Below are 20,059 nucleotides of genomic sequence, written 5' to 3'. Positions count from 1 at the left end.
CCGCGCACGCTATCCGTTCACAGGCCCGGCAGTGGTCCCGACGGCCCCGGAGCGAACGCGCGCGGGTCGAAGCGCGCTACCAGCTCGGCCGCCGAGGGGCGCTCGTCCGGACCGCACAGCCCGACCGACGCGGCCAGCCGCGCGCGCACCGCGGCGGCGTCCTCGCCCTGCTCGCGGCGGTCGGCGAGCGTGACCGCGCCGTGGCGCTTGGCCAGCCGCGCGCCGTCGCCGCCGAGCACGAGCGGGACGTGCGCGAACGACACGTCCGGCAGGCCCAGCCGGCGCGCGAGCCAGAGCTGGCGCGGGGTGGAGTCCAGGAGGTCGTCGCCGCGGACGACCTCGCCGACCGCCTGCGCGCCGTCGTCGACGACGACCGCCAGGTTGTAGGCGTAGGCGCCGTCGTTGCGCCGGACGACGAAGTCGTCGACCACACCAACCTGCTCGCCGTGCAGGCGGTCGGTGAAGGCGATCGACGCCGCGCCCGCGTCCACCCGCAGCGCCGGCGGGCGGCCGGACGCCTCGCGCTCGGCGCGCTGCGCGGCGGTCAGGCGGCGGCAGGTCCCGGGGTAGTGGCCCTCGGGCAGCGGCCCGTGCGGCGCCGACGACGCCTCGCGGATCTCCGCGCGCGTGCACCAGCACGGATACAACGCGTCGTCCTCCTCGAGCGCGCGCAACGCGTTCTCATACACCTCGGTCCGCTCCGACTGCCGGACCGGCTCACCGTCCCAGTCCACGCCGATCGCGCGCAGGTCGGCGAGCTGCTCGACCTCGAAGCGCTCGCGCACGCGGCCGCGGTCGAGGTCCTCGATCCGCAGCAGGAGCTCCGCGCCCTGGGCGCGCGCGTACAGCCACGCCAGCAGCGCGGTCCGGAGGTTGCCGAGGTGCAGCGTCCCGGTCGGAGACGGCGCGAAGCGCCCCGTGCGGTTCGGGGTGCTCAGGACCCGAAGACCTCCGCGAAGCCGTCGCGCCAGCGCCGTGGCCTCCACTCCAGCGTCGTCACCGCGCGGCCGTTCAGGTTCCCGGGCAGCGTCGTCGCGTAGTGGACGACCGCATCGCCGGCCAGGCGGCGCGCCAGCCACGCCGGGACCCTCAGCGGCCGCTTGGCGCCCATCAGCTGCGCGGCGTGCGGCAGCCAGACGTGCTGGGGCAGCGGCTCGTCGCCGGTGATGTTGTAGATCCCGGTCGGCCCGCGGTCCAGCGCGCGCACGGTCGCCGCCGCGGCGTCGTCGACGTGGATGAACGAGGAGCGGCCCTCGGTGGAGCCGATCAAGGGGAAGCGGCGCTTGGCGATCATCTGTCCGATGGCCCCGTCCGGCGCGTACCAGGTGCCGGGGCCGTAGAAGAACCCATAGCGCAACGACAGCGCGGTCAGGCCGTCGGGCGCGCCGAGGATCGCAGCCTCCATCGCGCCGACCGCCTCGTGCTCGGGCGCCAACGGCGCGGTCTCGTCGTGGTCGGGGCGCCCGTCGGGTTGCGTGGCGAACGAGATCGACTGCACGAGGATCCGGCGCGCGCCCGCCGCGTGGGCGGCGGCGATGAACGTCGGGACGGTCTCGCGCCGCAGGCGGGCGGTCAGCTCGACGGCCGCGTCCATCCGCTTCGGGTCCGGCTGGGCCGGGAGCGCGGTCAGCTGGTGGATGACGACCTCCGGCTCCGCCGCGCGCACCGCGGCGTGCACGGCATCGGCGTCGAACGCGTCCAGGACCACCGGCGTCACGCCGCGTGCGCGCAGCGCCTCGGCCCGTGCGGCGTCGCGCGTCGTCCCGGTCACCTCGTGGCCCGCGGCCAGCAACGTGTCCACGAGCGGCCGGCCGATCACGCCGGTCGCGCCCGCCAGGAAGATCCTCATCGGGCGCGCTCCCGGTCGTCGCGGTCGGCGGCGCGGTACAGCCAGCCGATCGTCAGCGCGCCCGCCGCGAGCGCGACCAGGTCGAACGGCCCGACCCAGCCCGGCGACGAGTTGCCGATGTCGAGCAGGTGGTTGAGCGCGTGCAGCGCGAACTGCAGCCCGACCAGGGCCAGCGCGGGCGCGCGCCACGACGGCCGCGCGGTGCTGACCGCCAGCACGACCGCCGAGGCGAGGTAGAACGCGGAGATGTCGCGCAGGTCGTGCGTGTTGCGGGCGCCGAAGTCCGCGATCGCCGAGTAGAAGGTCGACGGGGAGGCGACGAGCCAGAGGCCGGTCACGAGCTGGACGCCGGCCAGGGCCCAGAGGCCGGCGCGGAGAGGGGCGTGCTGCATGGCCGCGACGCTAACGGGCCACCGGTCCGGCGGACAGGACCACTGCGCACGCACGCCGCAGGACCAGCGGCCGAGCCGCTACGCTCGCCGCCCAGTGAGTTCAGATGAAGAGACCCCCGAGCTCGACGACGAGGTCGTGCCCTGCACGGTGTGCCGCGGCACCGGCACGCTGATCTCCAACCTCGGCGGCACGCCGTTCAACGTCGACTGCGCCTGGTGCGAGGGGACCGGGACGTTCCTCCCGGACCACGACGCTCAGGCGGCCAAGAAGGCCGAGCTCGGCGACGCGCCCGCGGCCACCGCGTCGGAGGAGCCCTCCTCCGACGACTCCTCGTCCTGAGGCAGCGCCGCCGCGAGCGGCTCCTTGTAACGGGTGAACAGCGCGGCGATCACCAGCGGCGCCCACCACGTGATGTAGTAGTAGAACCAGTGCCCGCCGGGCAGCTGGATCGCGATCAGCACCGCGGCGGCCAGCGCGCAGACCTGCGTCAGCGTCCGGCGCCCGGGCCACAGGCCCGCGACCAGCGCGACGCCGATCCCGAAGACGTCGAGCGCCGTCTGCAACCAGCCGAGGTTGAAGGAGACGGCCCACAGCGAGAAGTCCGGGTCGCGGCCCAGCTGGTAGCCGAGCGTGCAGTTCCACAGCGCCCGCAGGCCGCCGTCGGCCGGGAAGTAGATCGCCATCGTGAACACGAAGATCGCGGCGCAGACGCCCGCGGCCTGCAGCCACTGACGGCGCCCGTCCTCGCGGTCGCGACCGCCGGTGCCGCGTGCGACGACGAGCAGCAGCGCGGCCGGTGAGAACTTCGCCGCGGTCGCCAGGCCGAGCGCGAGCCCGCGCGCCGGCGCCCACTGGAACACGAGCAGCATGATCACCAACAACATCGCGACGAGCCCGTCGTTGGTGTTGTCGAGCAGCGTCAGCAGCGTGAACGGGCAGGCGGCGAACGCCCACGCCATCGCCAGGCCGAGGCGCCGGCCCTCGGGCCCGGCGCGCAGCTTCAGGCCCAGCAGGACCAGCCCGACGATCGTCATCAGGTCGAAGAAGATCGCGGCGGCGTGCGCGGCCCACAACCGGTCGTACTCGCCTTCGAACGGGAACGCGGCCTCGAACGGGATGTAGGAGATGTAGTTGACCGGCCCGTACGTGTCGCCGTGCGTGTCGTTGTCGACGTACAGCTCCTGCCTGTGCATGATGCGGTCCGCGCCGGCGACCGAGGCATAGCCGATGTCCATCACCTTGGTGCTCTCGACGTTCAGCGCGACGCGCCCGCCGACCAGCGCGATCAGGCCGACGGCCAGCAGCCAGGTCGGGAAGTGGGGGACCAGCCGGCCGCGCGCGGCGCGCGGGCGCAGCCCTCCGAGCAGCATGCGGCCCAGCAGGTAGACCATCGGCGGGTAGATCATCAACACGCCGAGGTCCGAGTGCCCGCCCGCGTCGAGGATCGCGAACGAGACGCCGAAGCTGAGGATCACCGCGAGGTCGAGGACCAGCAGGCGGCGCAGGCGCCGCACGTCGATGAACGGCGCGAGGAAGAGGATCCCGAAGGTCAGCCAGACCCAGGGACGGCGGAAGCTCTGCTCGAAGCCGGGCCGCGCGATGTACGACGTCGCGGCGACGCCGGTGTAGACGCCCATGACGCGGCCGTAGGGGGAGACGTCGACCTGGGCGATCACGTGGCCGCCGTGGTCCTCGACCTGGACCTGCCAGAAGCTGTTGGCGAAGATCGAGACGTCGATCCTGGTGCCGTGCTGGGCCAGCCGCTTGGCGAACGCCGGCTGGCGGCGGGCGAGGCCGACCGCCTGGCGCGTGCTTGTCCTGAAGCCCGGGGGAACCTCGTTGAGCGAGGTCGGGGTGGTCACGCCGACGCCGACGATGTTGTCCGCGTGTGCCGCGGCCGGGGCCAGCGCGAGGACGAGCGTCAGGAGCAGGCCGAGGAGGGGGAGACGCCGCATGCCCACGAGATCGGCGCGCGCGCGCCGCGCTTGAGCGCGCGCCCGTGTAAAGGACGGCCGGGCCGCATGGGGTGTTCCCCCTAGAACAGAAGTCCAGAAATCGGACATCGAAGCGCAAGCCGGACCGGCGCACGCCGACAACTTCGACTGTGCGGTGACGGAACCACCGGGCAACTGACGGGGCTTGCTGCAAAGACCTAGACCCCGGATGACCGATGAGGGATGTCAACCCTCCGCACGTGAAGACCAAACACCAGATCTCACAGGAGGGATCGTCTTGCTTCAGCGCTTCAAGAACGAGGACGAGGGCTTCACGCTCATCGAGCTCCTCGTCGTCATCCTGATCATCGGCATCCTCGCCGCGATCGCCCTGCCGTCGTTCCTCGGCCAGCAGAAGAAGGGCCAGGACGCGTCGGCCAAGTCGGACGCCCGCAACATGGTCACCCAGCTCGAGTCCTGCTACGCCGACGCGCAGAGCTACACGGGCTGCAACACCTCGACCTCCGGCATCGCCATCGGCACCGGCACGGGCCAGACCACGGTCACCCCGAGCTCCGACGGCACGACGTACACGATCACGTCGACCTCGAAGTCGAACAACAGGTACGTCATCACGAAGAACTCTGACGGCACCGTCTCGCGTACCTGCCAGGGCTCCGGCTGCTCCAGCACCTCCTGGTAAGCGCAGTAGCGCTCACCGCGTAGGACATCGTAGTAGCGGCCGACGGGGCGGGCTCAGGCCCGCCCCGTCCGTGTTCCCGGCCATGCCCCCCAAGTTCACGGCCTTCCAGGGAGAGGTTCGCTTCACATGAACACCCGCTTCACCAGCGAGGACGACGGCTTCACGCTGATCGAGCTCCTCGTCGTCATCCTGATCATCGGGATCCTCGCCGCGATCGCGATCCCGTCGTTCCTCGGCCAGCAGCAGAAGGCCCAGGACACGTCGGCCAAGTCCAACGCGCGCTCGCTCGTCGAGCACGTCGAGTCCTGCTACGCGGGGACCACGGACTACACGAAGTGCACGGCGTCCCAGATGGACGAGACCGGGCTGCCGATCGGCACCGGCCAGGGCCAGGTCGACGTCACCAGCACGACCACCGACTCCTACACCGTCAGCGCGAGGTCGAGGTCCGGCGGCACATTCACGATCAGCAAGGACGTCAACGCCGGCTCCGGCCTGGTGCGCGGCTGCTCCGGCGGCAGCCGCGGCTGCAACAACGGCAGCTGGTAGGACGCATCGCGTCAAGGGCGCGGGGGCCGCTGCCGATCAACGGTGGTGACATGGCTCCCGCGCTCGCACCGGCCGCTCTCTTCGGCCTCATCATCGGCTCGTTCCTGAACGTCGTCGCCTGGCGCCTCCCGCGCGGCGAGTCGCTCGTCAAGCCGCGCTCGAAGTGCCCCGGCTGCGACACGCAGCTCAAGGCCTACGACAACATCCCGCTCTTCTCGTGGCTCGTCCTGCGCGGGCGTTGCCGCAACTGCAAGACGTCGATCTCGGCGCGCTATCCCGTCGTGGAGGCGGTGACCGGCGCGTTGTACGCCTTGGTCGTCGCCGTCAAGCACGACGATGCCGCGCAGCTCGTCCTCGGCCTCGTGCTCGTCACGTTCCTCGTGCCGATCGCGGTCATCGACCTCGACGTCAGGCGCATCCCCAACGCGCTGACCGCGCCCGCCGCCGTCCTGGCGATCGTCCTCGGCGCGCTGCTCGCGCCGCACGACCTGCCCGAGCAGCTGGCCGCCGGCGCCGCCGCGCTGATCTTCTTCATGTTGCCCGCGATGTTGTCCAAGAAGGGCATGGGCATGGGCGACGTCAAGCTCGCCGCCGTGCTCGGCCTCTACCTCGGCCGCGCCGTCGCGCCCGCGATCTTCATCGCCCTGATCCTCGGCGTCGTCGTCGGCGTGGCGGTGATGACCAGCACCGGCGTCACCGCGGGCCGCAAGGTCAAGATCCCGTTCGGCCCGTTCCTGGCCGCAGGCGCGCTGATCGCCTTCTTCGTCGGCGACTCGCTCGTCGACTCCTACACCGATCGTTTCTAGCGGTCCTGGCGCTCGGACGCCAGAACCTCTCCCGCCCTCAAGCGGCCGTCCACTTGGACGAACAACCGAGGGTGTCGGGGCGTGTGCTTGAGGCACCGCCACTTATCGCCGACCCACCGTCCTGAACATGGCCAAGCGCGCAACCAACATCGTCGGACTCGAGATCGAGCCTTCGGCCGTCCACGCCGCATCGGTGTCGGTCAACGGGGTCGTCTCCGTCAAGACCGCAGCCGTCGCCCCGCTGGAGACCGGCATCGTCCGGGACGGCGAGGTCAACGACGTCGACGCCCTCGCCGAAGCTCTGAAGTCGCTCTACCGCGACAACAAGGGCCTCGACAAGAAGGTCCGCATCGGCATCGCCAACCAGAAGATCGTCGTCCGCGTTCTGGAGCTCCCACCGCTCGAGGACCGCAAGGAGCTCGAGGCGGCCGTCCGCTTCCAGGCCCAGGACCAGATCCCGATGCCGCTCGACTCCGCCGTGCTGGACTTCCAGCCGCTGGACATCGTCGAGACCGAGCACGGCAAGCGCCAGCGCGTCCTGATCGTCGCGGCCCGCCGCGACATGATCGACCGCGTCATGGCCGCCGCGAAGGCCGCGGGCCTGAAGCCCGAGGGCATCGACCTCTCGGCCTTCGCGATGATCCGCGCGCTGCACCGCGCCCCGGCCGACCCGCTCGCGCCCGCCGAGCCGGTCCTCTACCTCTCGGTCGGCGGCCTCACGAACCTCGCGGTCGCCGAGGGCACGACCTGCCTCTTCACCCGCGTCGTCGGCGGCGGCCTCGAGGCCATCGCCGTCGAGCTCGCCGAGCGCAAGGCGCTGACGCTGGAGCATGCGCGGGGCTGGCTGCGCCACGTCGGCCTGGTCCTGCCGCTCAGCGAGATCGAGTCCGACGACCAGGACGAGATCGCCCAGGAGGCCCGCACGGTCCTGCTGGACGGCGTCCGCCGCATCGGCGGCGAGGTCCGCAACTCGCTCGACTTCCACCACGCCCAGGAGGGCATGAGCCTGCGCGTCCAGCGGGCCGTGCTCACCGGCGCCGCGGCCACCGTGCCCGGCTTCGACGACGCGCTCGCCGCCGAGCTCGGCCTGCCGGTCGAGTCCGGCGTGCTCGAGGGCTCGCCGGAGGGCCTCGATCCCCACCTGCTCACGATCGCGGCCGGCCTGGCCGTCGAGGAGGCTCCGGCCGCATGAGGGCTGTCAACCTCATCCCGTCCGACCAGCAGCGCGGCGCCGGCGGCGTCGCGGGCAAGTCCGGCGGCGGCGCGTACTTCGTGCTCGGCGGGCTCGCGCTCGTCGTCGCGATGGCCGCGCTCTTCTTCAGCGCCGACAGGTCGGTCTCCGACAAGCAGGCCAAGGTCGCCTCGCTGAACGCCGAGGCCACCGCGGCCGAGGCCAAGGCCGGGTCGCTGACCGCCTACACCAAGTTCGCGTCGATCCGCCAGAAGCGCGTCGACACCGTCAAGCAGCTCGCGGCCGCGCGCTTCGACTGGGCGCACGCGTTGCGCGAGGTCGCCGCCAACCTGCCGCGCAACGCCTGGCTGACCTCGATGACGGCGACCACGTCGCCGGGCGTCACGGTCAGCGGCGGCACCGCCGGCGCGCTGCGCCAGGGCCTGTCGGAGCCGGCGATCGTCATCTCCGGCTGCACGACCAGCCAGGCCGCCGTGTCCGGGCTGCTGACCCGCCTGCGCCTCGTCAACGGCGTCGACCGTGTCAGCCTCGAGGACTCCACGAAGGGCGCGGCCGGCAACGGCGGCGGCGGCGCAAGCTCCGACTGCCGCGGCGGGCACGCCAAGTTCCCGATCTTCAACGTGGACGTGTTCTTCAAGGCCACGACCGGCCAGATCGCGACCTCGGTGACCAACATCGATGCCGCCGGGACCACGACGACCGCGTCGCAGGTCACACCCGCGTCCAGCACGACGCCGGCGAGCACCGCGACGCCGGGCTCGACCGCAACGCCCGCCTCGACCTCGACTCCGGCGTCCACCACGACGCCCGGGGGGACCAACTGATGACCGCGCGTGACCGTTACGTCCTGATCGTCCTCGGCATGGTCGGCGTCCTCGGCGCCTTCTGGTTCCTGGCGATCAGCCCCAAGCACAAGGACGCCAGCGCGCTGTCGGCGCAGGTCTCGACCGCCCAGACGCGCCTGGACACCGCCAACGCGGCCGTGGCCTCCGCCTCGTCCGCCAAGGCCAAGTACTCCTCCGACTACTCGACGGTCGCCCAGCTGGGCAAGTCGGTGCCGGTCGACGACGACGTGCCCTCGCTGGTCTACCAGCTCCAGCACGCCGCCTCGGCCAACCACATCGACCTGGAGCAGATCAAGATGACCGGCACCTCAGCGGCGTCGGCGTCCCCGACCGGCGCGGCCGCCGCGGTCGCCTCGGCCACCGGCAGCACCACGACGCCGGGCACGACCACGTCGGCGACGACGACCTCGGCGCTGCCGCCGGGCGCGACCGTCGGCACGGCGGGCTTCCCGACGATGCCGTTCGCGTTCTCGCTCACCGGCTCGTTCTCGGACATGAACCGCTTCCTGCACTCGGTCAACAACCTGACGCAGGTCAACCGCGACGGGATCCTCGTCCGCGGCCGCCTGCTGAGCACCGACGGCGTCGTCTACGCGGCCGGCCCGAAGGGCTTCCCGGACATCCAGGCGACCATGGTCGTCACGTCCTACCTGCTGCCCGCCGATGAGGGCCTCACCGCCGGCGCCACCGCGCCGTCCGGAACGACCACGACGCCGAGCACGGGCTCGTCGACCGCCACCGCCAGCCTCATCCAGGACAACTAGCGATGCCTCCCTTCCTGCGCAACGTCATCACCGACCTCGTCGAGAAGCGCCTCTGGCCCGTGGCCGTGGCGCTGGTCGCCGCGCTCGTCGCGGTCCCGATCGCCCTCGGCGGCAAGTCCGAGGCGACCACACCGCCGGCCGTCGCCAGCGCCGCGACGTCGTCGGCCACGCCGTCACCGACCACGGCCGCCCAGGTCGTCAGCCTCGAGCAGCAGGCCGCGGGCAAGACCGCCAACGCCTCCTCGGTGCGCGATCCGTTCGTCCAGCACCACCAGCCGCACGCGACCGACGCGGAGATCCGCGCGTCCGTCAAGACGACCGCCGAGGCGCTCGTCGCGGCGCTCGCCCCGAAGAAGAGGGCGGCCACCTCGGCCTCCACCTCCACGGGCGGCGGCTCCTCGTCGAGCACCGGCGGGAGCACGAGCACCGGCACGACGACGCCGTCGACCGGCACGACGACCCCGTCGACCGGTGGCACGACGACGCCGGCCAAGAAGGTCACGACCTACAGCGTCGACCTCTCCTTCGGCGAGTCCGGGGCGGAGAGGAAGTACAACAACATCGCGCGCCTGACGCCGCTGCCGTCCTCGGACAGCCCGTTCTTCGTGTACATGGGCCTCAGCGCCGACAAGAGGTCCGCGACGTTCCTGATCAACGGCGACGTCGTCCCGTCCGGCGACGGCCACTGCACGCCGTCCCCGACCGACTGCCAGCAGATCACGCTGACGAGGGGCGACATCGAGTTCTTCGACATGCAGAGCGGCACCGCCGGCGTCGTGCAGTACCAGCTGGAGCTGCTGAACATCAAGGCCACCACGACGACCGCGGCCAAGGCCCAGACGGCCAAGGCCCGCGAGTCGAAGGCCGGCCGCGACGTGATCCGCCAGATCGTCGCGACCGACCCCGACAAGCTGTCGTCGCTGACCTACAACAAGAGCCTCGGGCTCCTGCAGCGCACGGCCGTCAAGCCGGCCGGCGAGGCTGTCAGCAAGACCAACACGGTGGTCTCCGGCTCGGGCTCATAGACTTCGGCGCCGCATGGCGCTGAACTTGATCACCGCAGGGGAGTCCCACGGACCGGGCCTCACGACCATCGTCGAGGGGCTGCCCGCGGGGCTCGCCCTCGAGCAGGAGTCGATCGATCGCGACATGGCCCGGCGTCAGCTGGGCCATGGCCGTGGTGGGCGCATGAAGATCGAGAAGGACCACGCCAACGTCACGGCCGGGGTCCGGCACGGCAAGACGCTCGGCGGCCCGATCGCGCTCCAGGTCCCCAACCGCGACTACCAGAACTGGGAAGAGCGGATGAACCCGTGGCCGGTGGAGGCCGAGATCCCCGAGGTCCACCTCCCGCGCCCGGGCCACGCCGACCTCAACGGCGTCCAGAAGTACCGCTTCTCCGACGTCCGCAACGTGCTGGAGCGCGCCAGCGCGCGCGAGACCGCGGCGCGCGTCGCGGGCGGCGCGCTGTGCAAGGCGTTCCTGAGCGCGCTCGGCGTCGAGGTCCGCTCGCACGTCATCCAGATCGGCGACGTCTACGTCTCCGATCGCGACGCCGCGCTGACCGTCGCCGACTTCGACGGCGTCGACGATGACAAGGTCCGCTGCCTGGACCCGGTCGCCTCCAGGGCGATGGTCGACCACATCAACGTGCAGCGCAAGGCCAACGAGTCGATCGGCGGCGTCTTCGAGGTCGTCGCGTTCGGCCTCGTCCCGGGCCTCGGCTCGCACGTCTCCTGGGAGGAGCGCCTGGACGGCCGGATCTCCGGTGCGCTCGGCTCGATCCAGGCGGTCAAGGGCGTCGCGTTCGGCGACGGCTTCGACCTCGCGGGCAAGCCCGGCTCCCAGGCCCACGACGAGATCTTCTACACCGAGGAACGCGGCTACTACCGCGAGACCAACCACGCCGGCGGCCTGGAGGGCGGCATGACGACCGGCGGCGCGCTGGTCGTGCGCGCCGCGCTGAAGCCGATCCCGACGCTGACCAAGCCGCTGCGCTCGGTCGACATCTCCACCCACGAGCCCGCGCAGGCGCTGCGCGAGCGCACCGACTCCTGCGTGGTCCCGGCCGGCGGCGTCGTCGGCGAGGCGATGCTGGCCTACGTGCTGGCCGACGCCTACCGGCGCAAGTTCGGCGGCGACCACATCGAGGACGTCCGCGAGGCCGTCGCGCGGTACACCGAGCGGATCGCGTGGCGCGGCTGACCGTCGTCATCGGCTTCATGGGCGCGGGGAAGACGACCCTCGCCCGGGAGCTGGCGGCCGCGCGCGGCGTCGAGCACGTCGACACCGACGACCTCCTCGTCGCCCGCTTCGGGCGGCCGATCGAGACGGTGTTCGCCCAGGACGGCGAGGCCGCGTTCCGCGCCGCCGAGGCCGAGGTCGTCCTCGGCCTGCTCGACGCGCCGCGCGACGCCGACATGGTGGTGTCGCTCGGCGGCGGCTCGGTCCTGCACGAGGACGTCCGGGCCGCGCTGTCCCGGCACACGGTCGTGCTGCTCGACGTCCCGCTGGAGACCGCCTGGGCGCGTGCCGAGGGCCGCGGCCGCCCGCTGGCGCGCGACCGCGCCGCGTTCGCCGCGCTGCACGCCGAGCGCGCCGAGATCTACGAGGCGCTCGCCGACGCGCGCCTGCCGCAGGCCGACCCGGGCGTGATCGTCCGCGCCGACGCCGCGCTGCGCGTCCTGGAGTCCGCACCCGAGGGCACCCGGATGCTGTGGGCCAGCGCGGCGACCGGCGAGTACCCGGTCTACGTCGGGCGCGGCGTGCTGGCGCTGGCGGGCGCGCCGCTGGCCGGGCTGCCCGGCCTCGGCGGGCGCTCGATCGCGATCACCGACGAGGCGGTCGCCGAGCACCACGTGGGCCCGCTGGTCACGGGCGGCATCGCGGGGCTGGTCGAGTTCCCGCCCGGCGAGGAGCACAAGACGCTCGCGACCTGCGAGCGCGTCTGGACCGCGCTGGTCGAGCAGAACGTCACGCGCGCCGACCACCTCGTCGCGCTCGGCGGCGGCGTCGTCGGCGACCTCGCGGGCTTCGTCGCCTCCACGTTCCAGCGCGGGATCCCGGTCGTCCAGTGCCCGACGACGGTCGTCTCGCAGGTCGACTCGGCCTACGGCGGCAAGACCGGGGTGGACCTGCCCGCCGCCAAGAACTACGTCGGCGCCTACCACCAGCCCGCCGCGGTCCTGGTCGACACCACCACCTTGGCCACGCTGCCCGCCGAGGAGCACGCCGCCGGCTACGCCGAGGTCGTCAAGACCGCGCTGATCGCGGGCGGTCCGCTGTGGGCGAAGGTCGCCGGCGGCGCGCCGGTCGACGACGACGTCATCTTCGCCTGCGCCAGGACCAAGCTGGAGGTCGTCGCCGCCGACGAGCGCGACGGCGGCCGCCGCCAGGTGCTCAACCTCGGCCACACGGTCGGCCACGCGCTGGAGACCACGCTCGGCTACGGCACGCTGCGCCACGGCGAGGCCGTCGGCCTCGGGCTGTTGGCGGCTCTGCGGCTGAGCGGCCTCAGCGACCTGCGCGGACAGGTTCGCCAACTGCTGAGCGCCGCCGGCCTGCCGGTCACCCTCCAAGGCCATGATGTCGACCCGGACACCATCGTCGCCGCGACGCGCCTGGACAAGAAGCGCACCGACACCGCGCGCACGCCGTTCGTGCTCGTACGCGCGCCGGGGGACGTCGTCCACGGCCAGGACGTAGCCGACGACGACATCGCGCTCGCCGTGCGAGAGTTGTCGCCATCGTGACCACGCGCAACCGCGTCCTCATCGTCCACGGCGTCAACCTCGGCATGCTCGGGCGTCGTCCCGCAGAGATCTACGGCGGCATCACCTTCGACCAGCTCGAGCAGAGGATCGCCGTCTTCGCCCACGAGCTGAACCTCGAGCCGCGGTTCTTCCAGACCAACCACGAGGGCGCGCTCGTCGAGCACCTGCACCGCGCCGACGACCGCGCCGACGCGATCGTCATCAACCCCGGCGCGTGGACGCACTACGCCTGGTCGATCCGCGACGCGCTCGAGATCGCCGCGCTGCCGACCGTCGAGGTGCATCTCTCCGACGTCGACGCGCGCGAGGAGTTCCGCCGCATCTCGGTCATCCGCGACCTCTGCGTCGAGACCGTCAAGGGCGAGGGCGTCGAGGGCTACCGCACCGCGCTGACCCGCATCAAGAAGGAGCTGGAGCTGTGAGCAACCCGATGGACCGCGCCGACCGTGTCGCCGCCAAGCTGGCCGAGCGCGAGCTCGACGCCCTGCTCGTCACCGACCTCGTCAACGTCCGCTGGCTCACCGGCTACACGGGCTCCAACGGGCTCGCGCTCGTCGGGCCGGCCGCGCAGCGTGTCTTCCTCACCGACTTCCGCTACCTGACGCAGGCCTCCGAGCAGGTCGCCGACGGCTGGCAGCGCGAGATCGCACCCGAGCTGCAGCAGGCGGTCACCGGCTTCGTCGGCCCGGCCGACGGCAAGACCGTCAAGCTCGGCTTCGACGACGCGCACATGTCGGTCAGGGATCACACCGCGCTGGCGGGCCGGATCGCCGAGGGCGTCGAGCTGGTCGCCGCCGGCGGGATCATCGAGGACCTCCGAGCGGTCAAGGACGCCGACGAGCAGGCGAGGATCCGCGCCGCCGCCAAGCTCGCCGACGCGGCGCTGTCCGAGGTGCTGACGCGCGGGCTCGCGGGGCGGACCGAGCGCGACGTCGCGCTCGACCTCGAGATGACGATGCGCAGGGCGGGCGCCGAGTCGGGCTCGTTCCCGTCGATCGTCGCCTCGGGCACGCACTCGGCGCTGCCGCACGCGGTCCCGCGCGACGTCGAGATCCCCAAGGGCACGCTCGTCACGATCGACTGGGGCGCGCAGCTGGACGGCTACGCCAGCGACTGCACGCGCACCTACGCGACCGGCGAGCTGGACCCGCGCGACCGCGAGATCTACGAGCTGGTCCTCAAGGCCCAGATCGAGTCGCTGGCGGCCGTCAGGGCCGGCGCCGGCGGGCGCGCAGTCGACGCGGTCGCCCGCGAGATCATCACCGCGGCCGGTCACGGCGAGCACTTCGGCCACGGCCTCGGCCACGGCGTCGGCGCCGAGGTGCACGAGGGCCCGCGGCTCTCGCAGCGCTCCGAGGCGACGCTCGAGGTCGGCCAGGTCGTGACCGTCGAGCCCGGCGTCTACGTGCCCGGCGCGGTCGGCGTCCGGATCGAGGACCTGGCGATCGTGACCGCGGACGGGTCCGACGTCCTGACCTCGCTGCCGAAAGAGCTGCAGATCATCGAATAGCAGCCGAAGACGAGGGTGTGGGGGATCGCTCGCACCCTCGGCTGCACCTCTGGGCGCTCGGCGCGCTGGGTCTCTGGCTGGCCGCGTTCGAGCTGAACCTGCTGACCGGCGCGTTCCCGCACACCGGCCTGCTCTTCGGACGCTCGTCGCACCTCGTCGTCGACTTCGGCTCGGGCGTGCTGTGCGCGCTCGCGGCCTGGCGCGTGCGCGGCCCGATGCGGCTGGCGTGGATGCTCGTCGCGATCGGGACGATCTGCTGGGCGGCGGGCGACGTCTACTGGACGGCGGTGCTGTCGCAGAAGGACACGATCCCGGTCCCGTCGGTCTCGGACTTCGGCTACCTCGCGTTCCCCGTCCTCGCCTTCGCCGGGCTGGCGCGCGTGCTGACCGCGCGCGTGCACGGCGCGCCGAGGCGGATGTGGGTCGACGGGATCACCGCGGCGCTCGCGGTCTCCGCGGTGGCTGCGGCGATCGTCGTCCCGGGGTTCGTGGACTCGATCGGCGGCGACTGGAAGTCGGTGGCGACCAACGTCGCCTACCCGCTCAGCGATCTGATCCTGCTGGGGTTGGTCGTCGCGGCGATGGCCGTGCGCGGCTGGCGCTTCGACTGGTCCTGGGCGCTGGCGGGCGTGGGCATCGTCTCGTTCTGGACCGCGGACTCGCACTACCTCGTGGCCGTCGCCCAGGGCGGCGGCGGCTTCCCGGACCCGTGGGACGCGGGCTGGGACTTCGCGTTCCTGATGTTGTCGGTCGCGGCGGTGGTCCCGGTCCGCGTCGCGGTCGCCGCGCGCGAGGGGCAGGGGCGCAAGCGTGCGACGATCCTGCCGCTGGCCTTCGGCGCGACCGCGCTGGGCGTCCTGGTCTACGCGGGTCTCGGGACCGTGACGCCGACCGCGGTCGTCCTCGCGGGCCTGGCGCTGTTCGCGGTCGGGATCCGGTTGTACATCGCCTTCGCCGACAACGCCACCATGTTGGAGGCCACGCGCCGCGAGGCGTTCACCGACGCCCTGACCGGCCTCGGCAACCGCCGCGCGCTGACCCAGGACCTGGAGCGCGCGATCGCCGGCGCCACCGAGGGCGGCGAGCCGGTCGTCCTGGCGCTGTTCGACCTCGACGGCTTCAAGCACTACAACGACTGCTACGGCCACCCGGCCGGCGACGACCTGCTCGTCCGCCTCGGCGGCAACCTCGCCCGCGCCGTCGCGAGCCATGGGCGCGCCTACCGGATGGGCGGCGACGAGTTCTGCGCGCTGCTGCGCCCGAGGCTCGCGCGGCCCGCGCTGGTCGCCGCCAACGCCGCGGCCGCGCTGCGCGAGCGTGGCGAGGGCTTCGACATCGGCTCCTCGCACGGCTTCGTCGTAACGCCCGCCGAGGTCACCGACCCGGCCGAGGCGCTGCGCCTCGCCGACCAGCGCATGTACGCCCAGAAGCACGGCGGCCGCAAGTCCGCGGGTTCGCAGTCGCGCGACGTGCTGCTGCGCGCGCTGGCCGAGCGCAACCCGGACCTCGGCGAGCACCTCTCGCAGGTCGCCGAGCTGGCGGTCGCGGTCGCGACCACGATGGGCCTGTCGCCGGTCGAGGTCGAGCAGGTCCGCCACGCGGCCGACCTGCACGACGTCGGCAAGGTCGCGATCCCGGACGCGATCCTCGACAAGCCCGGCCCGCTGGACGACGAGGAGTGGGTCTTCATGCGCCGCCACACGGTCATCGGTGAGCGGATCGTCGCTGCCGCGCCCGCGCTGAGCGAGGTCGCGTTCCTGGTCCGCGCCTCGCACGAGCGCCACGACGGCGGCGGCTACCCGGACGGCCTGAGGGGCGACGAGATCCCCCTCGGCGCGCGGATCGTCAGCGTCTGCGACTCGTTCGACGCGATGGTCGCCGACCGCCCGTACCGCGCCGCGCTGCCCGAGCACGTCGCGCTGGCCGAGCTGGAGCGCTGCGCGGGCGCGCAGTTCGATCCGGCGGTCGTCGCCGCGTTCCGCGCCGCGCTGGAGGACCTGCGCGCCGACGACACGCCGGTGCTGCGCGCCGCCGCGTAGCCTGCGCGCGGTGGCCGACGACCCCGGGCGCAACTACTGGTGCAAGGCGATCGGGCACGCCCGCGGGCCGCTGCCCGAGGCGTGGCTCGGCGACGAGCGCTGGCACACGCGCCTGGCCCGGACCGGCTTCCCGCGCAGGCCGCGGATCGTCCCCGGCGACCGGCTCGTGTTGTACGCCTCGGTCTGGAAGCGCGTGTTCGGCCTGGCCGAGGTGATCGGCGAGGTCCGGCCGTCCGGGCACGAACGCTGGCCGTTCGAGGTGCCGCTGGAGGCGTTGCTCGTCATCCCGCACCTCGAGAACGCGCCGCCGATCGAGGCGATGGGCGTCATGCCGCGCTCGATGTCCCAGCAGTCGCACATCTCGATCACCCCGCGCCAGTACGCGCTGGCGGCCGAGGCGATCGGCTCCGTCGGGCACTGACGGTCAGAAATGCGCCGCAATGGGAACACCGGGTCCTATGGCGATTCTGGAGCTGGTCCAACCGCGCCCGGACTGGATGGGCGCCCTCGGCGTCGCGCTCACGCGCCCGCCCGGCGTGCCGGAGCGTCGCGGCGGCGAGGATCCGTGGAACACCGAAGCTGCGCAACCCGCACGACCGCGCCGCATCTCCGACGATCTCGCCTGGTTCCGCCAGGCGCTCGACGACCCGCCGTCGGCGGGCCTGAAGCCGCTCGACGACACCGCCTCGGTGGCGGCGTGGGACTGCGGCGACAGGGACCTGACCGACCGCCTCTCGCGCCTCGACGACCGCGGCATCCTCGACGCCGCGGGCTTCATGCTCCACGACCCGGACATGGCGTTGTTGTAGGACACGCCACGAGCCCTGCGCCCGTAGGATGCGCCGATGTCCGCCACTACGCAGCCGCACCTGATCCTCCACGTCCTGCCGCCGTCTCACCCGTGCGCGACGGTCGAGGCCGCGCTGAGGCTGAAGGGGCTGGAGTACGAGAAGGTCGAGTTCGGCGCGGGCAAGCACATCGAGCCGATGACCGAGCTCTACGGCTCGCACACCGTGCCGGGGATGCTGATCGACGACGAGCCCGTCCACGGCTCCAACCCGATCATGGAGCGCCTGGAGCAGCTCGCGCCCGACGCGCCGTCGCTGTACCCGGCCGAGCGCGCCGAGGCGGTCCGCGAGGCCGCGGCATGGGGCGACGCGCACCTGCAGGACCTCGGCCGCCGGCTGCCGTGGGGCTCGCTCTACTTCCGGCCCGAGGCGCTGGGCACCTTCGCGCCCGGCGGACAGCCGCTCGACCCGGCCGGGACCGACTACGCGATCAGGTTCGTGCGCGGCACGATGAAGTACCACAACATGACGATGGTCCAGGTCGCCGAGGACCTCCAGCGCCTGCCCGCGCTGCTCGACCAGGTCGATGCCTACGTGTCGGACGGCGTCCTGGCCAACGTGACGCCGAACGCCGCCGACTTCCAGATCGGCGCGACGCTGTCGGTGCTGCTGACCGTCGGCGACGTCAAGCCGCTGATCGAGGCGCGCCCGGCGGCCGCGGTCGCGCGCAAGTGGTTCGACGACCGCCCGGGCATCGTGCCCGCCGGCGCGTTCCCCGCGGGCTGGGTCCCGACGCCGCGCTTCGACTAGCGCAGCAGCGCGGCGAGGACGACGCGCAGCCGGTCGGCGTCGCCGCGCAGCCCGGCGGCCGCGTCGTTGTAGAGGAACGCCTCGACCAGGCGGACGATCGCGTAGGCCAGCGTCGGCGCGTCGGCGGCGAGCCTCAGCTGCCTGCGCGCGACCGACTCCTCCAACATCGCCTGCGTGCGCTCCACCCACGCGGGCTGGACGAGGCCGCCGCTGGACGTGAGGATCCGCAGCGCCGCGTCGCGCTCGGTCTCCAGGAAGCGCCGCAGGCCGCGGTCGGCGGCGAGCGTCCGGACGACCGCGCTCAGCGCCTCGACCACACCATCTTGCTCGGCCTGCGTGCGCGCGTGCTCGAACGTCGGCCCGGACGCCGCCACGATCGCCTCGCCGATCAGCCCCTCGCGCGTGCCGAACCAGCGGTGCGCCGTCGCCCGCGCGACGCCCGCCTCCGCGGCGACCGCCGCGACGTCGATCCGCTCGCCATGGCGGAAGCGCCGCGCGGCGGCCTCCACCACGTCGGCGCGTGACGCCGCAGCGACGCGGCTCACGCCAGGACGGACTTCGTCGGACGGCCACCTGCGCCGGGCGGCGTCAGCCCGCTCATCACGTAACAGTAAGGCCGCCGTCGACCGGCAGCGTCTGGCCGGTCACGTAGCCGGAGGCCGGTGCGGCCAGGAAGACGACGGCGGCGGCCAGCTCGCGCGGGTCGCCGGTCCGGCCCGAGAGGATCCGGTAGTTCATCATCTTGAGGTAGTCGTCGGGGTACTGCTCGGTCATCTCCGAGGCGAAGAAGCCCGGCGCCAGCGCGTTGACGCGGATGCCCTTGCGGCCGGTCCACTGCTGCGCGAGGTCGCGGGTCAGGCCGATCAGGCCCGCCTTCGACGCCGCGTAGGCGGCCTGCGGCAGGCCCGCGGTCGTGATCCCCAGCACCGACGAGATGTTGATGATGCTGCTGCCCGGCTGCATCACGCGGCCGCACGCCTGGGCCATCCAGTAGCAGCCGTTCAAGTTGACGTCGATGACCTGGCGGAACTGCTCCGGGGTCTCGCGCGTCGCGGGCACGGCGGTGCCGATCCCGGCGTTGTTGACCAGCACGTCAACGCGGCCGAACTCGGCCATCGCGGCCTCGACCAGCGCGGTGCAGTCCTCGGGCTTGGCGACGTCGGTCGCGACGGCCAGCGCGCGGCGCCCGGTGGCCTCGACGAGCTTCTTGGTGTCCTCGAGCTTCTCGACGCGGCGCGCGCCGATGACGACGTCGGCGCCGGCCTCCGCCAGCGCCTGGGCAAACGCGACGCCGAGGCCGGACGAGGCGCCGGTGACGATCGCGACCTTGCCGTCGAGGCGGAAGCTGTCGAGGACGGGGGACAGGACGGGCTCAGCGGACATGCGCGGCATCCTACGCCGCGATTGCGACAGATGCCAGTAGGTGTCGCTTAACCGCGCGCGTCCCTGACGATGCCCGGCAGCCTGAGGAACAGCTTGGGCAGGTCGGTCAGCGCGTGGTCGATCGCGCGCAGGACGTCGGCGTGCACGTCGTGGCCGTGCTCCGGGATCCCGTGGCCGACGAGCAGGTGCTCGGGGTTCAAGTCCTTCAACATCTTCGGCGGGAACAGGCGCCGCAGCGGGTGCACGCCGACCGGCCCGTCGCCGACCGCGAACGCGGAGACCGTCCCGAGCGACTCGCTGACGACCAGCGCGCGGCGCGCCGGATCCCACAGCGCGACCTCCTTCCAGAGCGGGTTCCAGACCACGCGCCGCGGCTCGAACGGCAGCTCGCCGCTGCCGTGCAGGACCTCCTCGGTCGTCCAATGGCGGACGCCGAGCTCGCGCGCGAGGTCCGCGCAGTCGCGGTTGTGGCGGTCCAGCAGCTGCAGGACGCCCGCGGGTGCGCCAAGTTGGGCAACCTCCGCCAGCGCCGCGTCGTCGCGGGCCGGGTCGATCAGCCACACACCGCCGTCCGGAGCGGTCAGCGCATGGCTGCCGCGCTGCATCGGCTCGTCGATCACCCAGGTCAGCCCGAGGTCGTGGTGGTGGATCGTGGCGCTCATCAGGCGACCTTAGCTTTCGATCCTGTTAGGGCACCCGACATCGCGGCTTAGGCGTCCCT

General features: G+C 72.6%; 23 protein-coding genes. 16 read left to right on the top strand and 7 right to left on the bottom strand.

Annotated elements, in window-relative coordinates; genetic code table 11:
* Positions 1–17 precede the first annotated feature (17 nt).
* From gluQRS to H030_RS0124755, 3 genes are read right to left on the bottom strand one after another with little or no spacing between them, the layout of a single operon-like run.
* Complete coding sequence (gene gluQRS, locus H030_RS0124765; RefSeq protein ID WP_027008117.1) at positions 18–938, bottom strand: tRNA glutamyl-Q(34) synthetase GluQRS; 921 nt, start codon at positions 936–938, stop codon at positions 18–20.
* Positions 935–1,849 carry an NAD-dependent epimerase/dehydratase family protein gene (locus H030_RS0124760; RefSeq protein ID WP_027008116.1) on the bottom strand — a complete coding sequence of 305 codons (915 nt, stop codon included), beginning with the start codon at positions 1,847–1,849 and terminating at the stop codon, positions 935–937. Before H030_RS0124760 ends, gluQRS begins: the two co-directional genes overlap by 4 nt.
* Complete coding sequence (locus H030_RS0124755) at positions 1,846–2,241, bottom strand: hypothetical protein (protein WP_027008115.1); 396 nt, start codon at positions 2,239–2,241, stop codon at positions 1,846–1,848. The genes H030_RS0124760 and H030_RS0124755 overlap by 4 nt, the downstream gene beginning before the upstream one ends.
* A 94-nt stretch (positions 2,242–2,335) precedes the next feature.
* Here H030_RS0124755 and H030_RS0124750 point away from each other — a divergent pair, with 94 nt between their 5' ends.
* On the top strand, positions 2,336–2,581 hold the full coding sequence (locus H030_RS0124750; RefSeq protein WP_155892261.1) for a hypothetical protein: 246 nt from the start codon (positions 2,336–2,338) through the stop codon (positions 2,579–2,581).
* Here H030_RS0124750 and H030_RS0124745 read toward each other — a convergent pair.
* Positions 2,497–4,197, bottom strand: a complete 1,701-nt coding sequence (locus H030_RS0124745) for a DUF2029 domain-containing protein (protein ID WP_027008113.1) — start codon at positions 4,195–4,197, stop codon at positions 2,497–2,499. The genes H030_RS0124750 and H030_RS0124745 overlap by 85 nt on opposite strands.
* A gap of 277 nt (positions 4,198–4,474) precedes the next feature.
* Between H030_RS0124745 and H030_RS40530 the strand changes: the two genes are divergently transcribed.
* The 15 genes from H030_RS40530 to H030_RS0124670 all read left to right on the top strand — a co-directional run bounded on the left by H030_RS40530 (position 4,475) and on the right by H030_RS0124670 (position 17,955).
* The gene (locus tag H030_RS40530; RefSeq protein ID WP_269208557.1) at positions 4,475–4,879 is read left to right on the top strand and encodes a type IV pilin protein; all 405 of its coding nucleotides are present in this window, start codon (positions 4,475–4,477) and stop codon (positions 4,877–4,879) included.
* 126 nt (positions 4,880–5,005) lie between these two features.
* Positions 5,006–5,428, top strand: a complete 423-nt coding sequence (locus tag H030_RS37850) for a type IV pilin protein (RefSeq protein ID WP_051223660.1) — start codon at positions 5,006–5,008, stop codon at positions 5,426–5,428.
* Positions 5,429–5,478: 50 nt separating this feature from the next.
* On the top strand, positions 5,479–6,234 hold the full coding sequence (locus tag H030_RS0124730) for a prepilin peptidase (RefSeq protein ID WP_027008112.1): 756 nt from the start codon (positions 5,479–5,481) through the stop codon (positions 6,232–6,234).
* Positions 6,235–6,361: 127 nt separating this feature from the next.
* Complete coding sequence (gene pilM, locus H030_RS0124725) at positions 6,362–7,426, top strand: type IV pilus assembly protein PilM (RefSeq protein ID WP_027008111.1); 1,065 nt, start codon at positions 6,362–6,364, stop codon at positions 7,424–7,426.
* Positions 7,423–8,250, top strand: coding sequence for a PilN domain-containing protein (locus H030_RS0124720; RefSeq protein WP_027008110.1), 828 nt, complete (start codon positions 7,423–7,425; stop codon positions 8,248–8,250). The genes pilM and H030_RS0124720 overlap by 4 nt, the downstream gene beginning before the upstream one ends.
* Entirely contained in the window at positions 8,250–9,035 is a 786-nt protein-coding gene (locus H030_RS0124715; RefSeq protein ID WP_027008109.1) for a hypothetical protein, read from the top strand. The genes H030_RS0124720 and H030_RS0124715 overlap by 1 nt, the downstream gene beginning before the upstream one ends.
* 2 nt (positions 9,036–9,037) lie before the next feature.
* Positions 9,038–10,060, top strand: a complete 1,023-nt coding sequence (locus H030_RS39870; protein ID WP_027008108.1) for a hypothetical protein — start codon at positions 9,038–9,040, stop codon at positions 10,058–10,060.
* A 13-nt stretch (positions 10,061–10,073) separates the two neighbouring features.
* Positions 10,074–11,240 (top strand): chorismate synthase, encoded by a 1,167-nt coding sequence (aroC, locus tag H030_RS0124705; protein WP_027008107.1) that lies wholly within the window; start codon positions 10,074–10,076, stop codon positions 11,238–11,240.
* Positions 11,228–12,787: a bifunctional shikimate kinase/3-dehydroquinate synthase gene (locus tag H030_RS0124700; RefSeq protein ID WP_027008106.1), complete on the top strand. Its 1,560-nt coding sequence runs from the start codon at positions 11,228–11,230 to the stop codon at positions 12,785–12,787. Before aroC ends, H030_RS0124700 begins: the two co-directional genes overlap by 13 nt.
* Positions 12,784–13,230 carry a type II 3-dehydroquinate dehydratase gene (locus H030_RS0124695; RefSeq protein WP_027008105.1) on the top strand — a complete coding sequence of 149 codons (447 nt, stop codon included), beginning with the start codon at positions 12,784–12,786 and terminating at the stop codon, positions 13,228–13,230. Before H030_RS0124700 ends, H030_RS0124695 begins: the two co-directional genes overlap by 4 nt.
* Entirely contained in the window at positions 13,227–14,318 is a 1,092-nt protein-coding gene (locus tag H030_RS0124690; protein ID WP_027008104.1) for a M24 family metallopeptidase, read from the top strand. Before H030_RS0124695 ends, H030_RS0124690 begins: the two co-directional genes overlap by 4 nt.
* 17 nt (positions 14,319–14,335) lie before the next feature.
* Positions 14,336–16,357 carry an HD domain-containing phosphohydrolase gene (locus H030_RS37845; RefSeq protein WP_051223658.1) on the top strand — a complete coding sequence of 674 codons (2,022 nt, stop codon included), beginning with the start codon at positions 14,336–14,338 and terminating at the stop codon, positions 16,355–16,357.
* Between the two features lie 10 nt (positions 16,358–16,367).
* The gene (locus H030_RS0124680) at positions 16,368–16,778 is read left to right on the top strand and encodes a hypothetical protein (RefSeq protein ID WP_027008103.1); all 411 of its coding nucleotides are present in this window, start codon (positions 16,368–16,370) and stop codon (positions 16,776–16,778) included.
* Between the two features lie 37 nt (positions 16,779–16,815).
* Complete coding sequence (locus H030_RS0124675; protein ID WP_027008102.1) at positions 16,816–17,166, top strand: hypothetical protein; 351 nt, start codon at positions 16,816–16,818, stop codon at positions 17,164–17,166.
* Positions 17,167–17,202: 36 nt separating this feature from the next.
* The gene (locus H030_RS0124670; RefSeq protein ID WP_027008101.1) at positions 17,203–17,955 is read left to right on the top strand and encodes a glutathione S-transferase N-terminal domain-containing protein; all 753 of its coding nucleotides are present in this window, start codon (positions 17,203–17,205) and stop codon (positions 17,953–17,955) included.
* Here the strand turns inward: H030_RS0124670 and H030_RS34930 are convergent.
* Genes H030_RS34930 through H030_RS0124655 form a run of 3 tightly spaced genes read right to left on the bottom strand, consistent with a single transcriptional unit; the run spans position 17,952 to position 20,000 of the window.
* Complete coding sequence (locus H030_RS34930; RefSeq protein WP_051223656.1) at positions 17,952–18,500, bottom strand: QsdR family transcriptional regulator; 549 nt, start codon at positions 18,498–18,500, stop codon at positions 17,952–17,954. The genes H030_RS0124670 and H030_RS34930 overlap by 4 nt on opposite strands.
* 55 nt (positions 18,501–18,555) lie before the next feature.
* Positions 18,556–19,338: an SDR family NAD(P)-dependent oxidoreductase gene (locus H030_RS0124660; protein WP_035129730.1), complete on the bottom strand. Its 783-nt coding sequence runs from the start codon at positions 19,336–19,338 to the stop codon at positions 18,556–18,558.
* A gap of 47 nt (positions 19,339–19,385) precedes the next feature.
* Positions 19,386–20,000, bottom strand: coding sequence for a hypothetical protein (locus tag H030_RS0124655; RefSeq protein ID WP_027008099.1), 615 nt, complete (start codon positions 19,998–20,000; stop codon positions 19,386–19,388).
* Positions 20,001–20,059 lie beyond the last annotated feature (59 nt).

It is taken from the genome of Conexibacter woesei Iso977N, from assembly GCF_000424625.1.
Classification (GTDB): domain Bacteria; phylum Actinomycetota; class Thermoleophilia; order Solirubrobacterales; family Solirubrobacteraceae; genus Baekduia; species Baekduia woesei_A.
The sequence above is the reverse complement of the archived record's forward strand: the minus strand, read 5'-3'. Positions and strand labels throughout refer to the sequence as shown.

Bases quoted from the DNA above. Each gene is read 5' to 3' on its own strand.
- aroC (WP_027008107.1), top strand. From the start codon at position 10,074: ATGGCGCTGAACTTGATCACCGCAGGGGAGTCCCACGGACCGGGCCTC.
- H030_RS39870 (WP_027008108.1), top strand. From the start codon at position 9,038: ATGCCTCCCTTCCTGCGCAACGTCATCACCGACCTCGTCGAGAAGCGC.
- H030_RS0124660 (WP_035129730.1), bottom strand. From the start codon at position 19,338: ATGTCCGCTGAGCCCGTCCTGTCCCCCGTCCTCGACAGCTTCCGCCTC.
- pilM (WP_027008111.1), top strand. From the start codon at position 6,362: ATGGCCAAGCGCGCAACCAACATCGTCGGACTCGAGATCGAGCCTTCG.
- H030_RS0124670 (WP_027008101.1), top strand. From the start codon at position 17,203: ATGTCCGCCACTACGCAGCCGCACCTGATCCTCCACGTCCTGCCGCCG.
- H030_RS0124675 (WP_027008102.1), top strand. From the start codon at position 16,816: ATGGCGATTCTGGAGCTGGTCCAACCGCGCCCGGACTGGATGGGCGCC.
- H030_RS37850 (WP_051223660.1), top strand. From the start codon at position 5,006: ATGAACACCCGCTTCACCAGCGAGGACGACGGCTTCACGCTGATCGAG.
- H030_RS0124730 (WP_027008112.1), top strand. From the start codon at position 5,479: ATGGCTCCCGCGCTCGCACCGGCCGCTCTCTTCGGCCTCATCATCGGC.
- H030_RS0124715 (WP_027008109.1), top strand. From the start codon at position 8,250: ATGACCGCGCGTGACCGTTACGTCCTGATCGTCCTCGGCATGGTCGGC.
- H030_RS0124655 (WP_027008099.1), bottom strand. From the start codon at position 20,000: ATGAGCGCCACGATCCACCACCACGACCTCGGGCTGACCTGGGTGATC.
- H030_RS0124760 (WP_027008116.1), bottom strand. From the start codon at position 1,849: ATGAGGATCTTCCTGGCGGGCGCGACCGGCGTGATCGGCCGGCCGCTC.
- H030_RS0124720 (WP_027008110.1), top strand. From the start codon at position 7,423: ATGAGGGCTGTCAACCTCATCCCGTCCGACCAGCAGCGCGGCGCCGGC.
- H030_RS0124755 (WP_027008115.1), bottom strand. From the start codon at position 2,241: ATGCAGCACGCCCCTCTCCGCGCCGGCCTCTGGGCCCTGGCCGGCGTC.
- H030_RS0124745 (WP_027008113.1), bottom strand. From the start codon at position 4,197: ATGCGGCGTCTCCCCCTCCTCGGCCTGCTCCTGACGCTCGTCCTCGCG.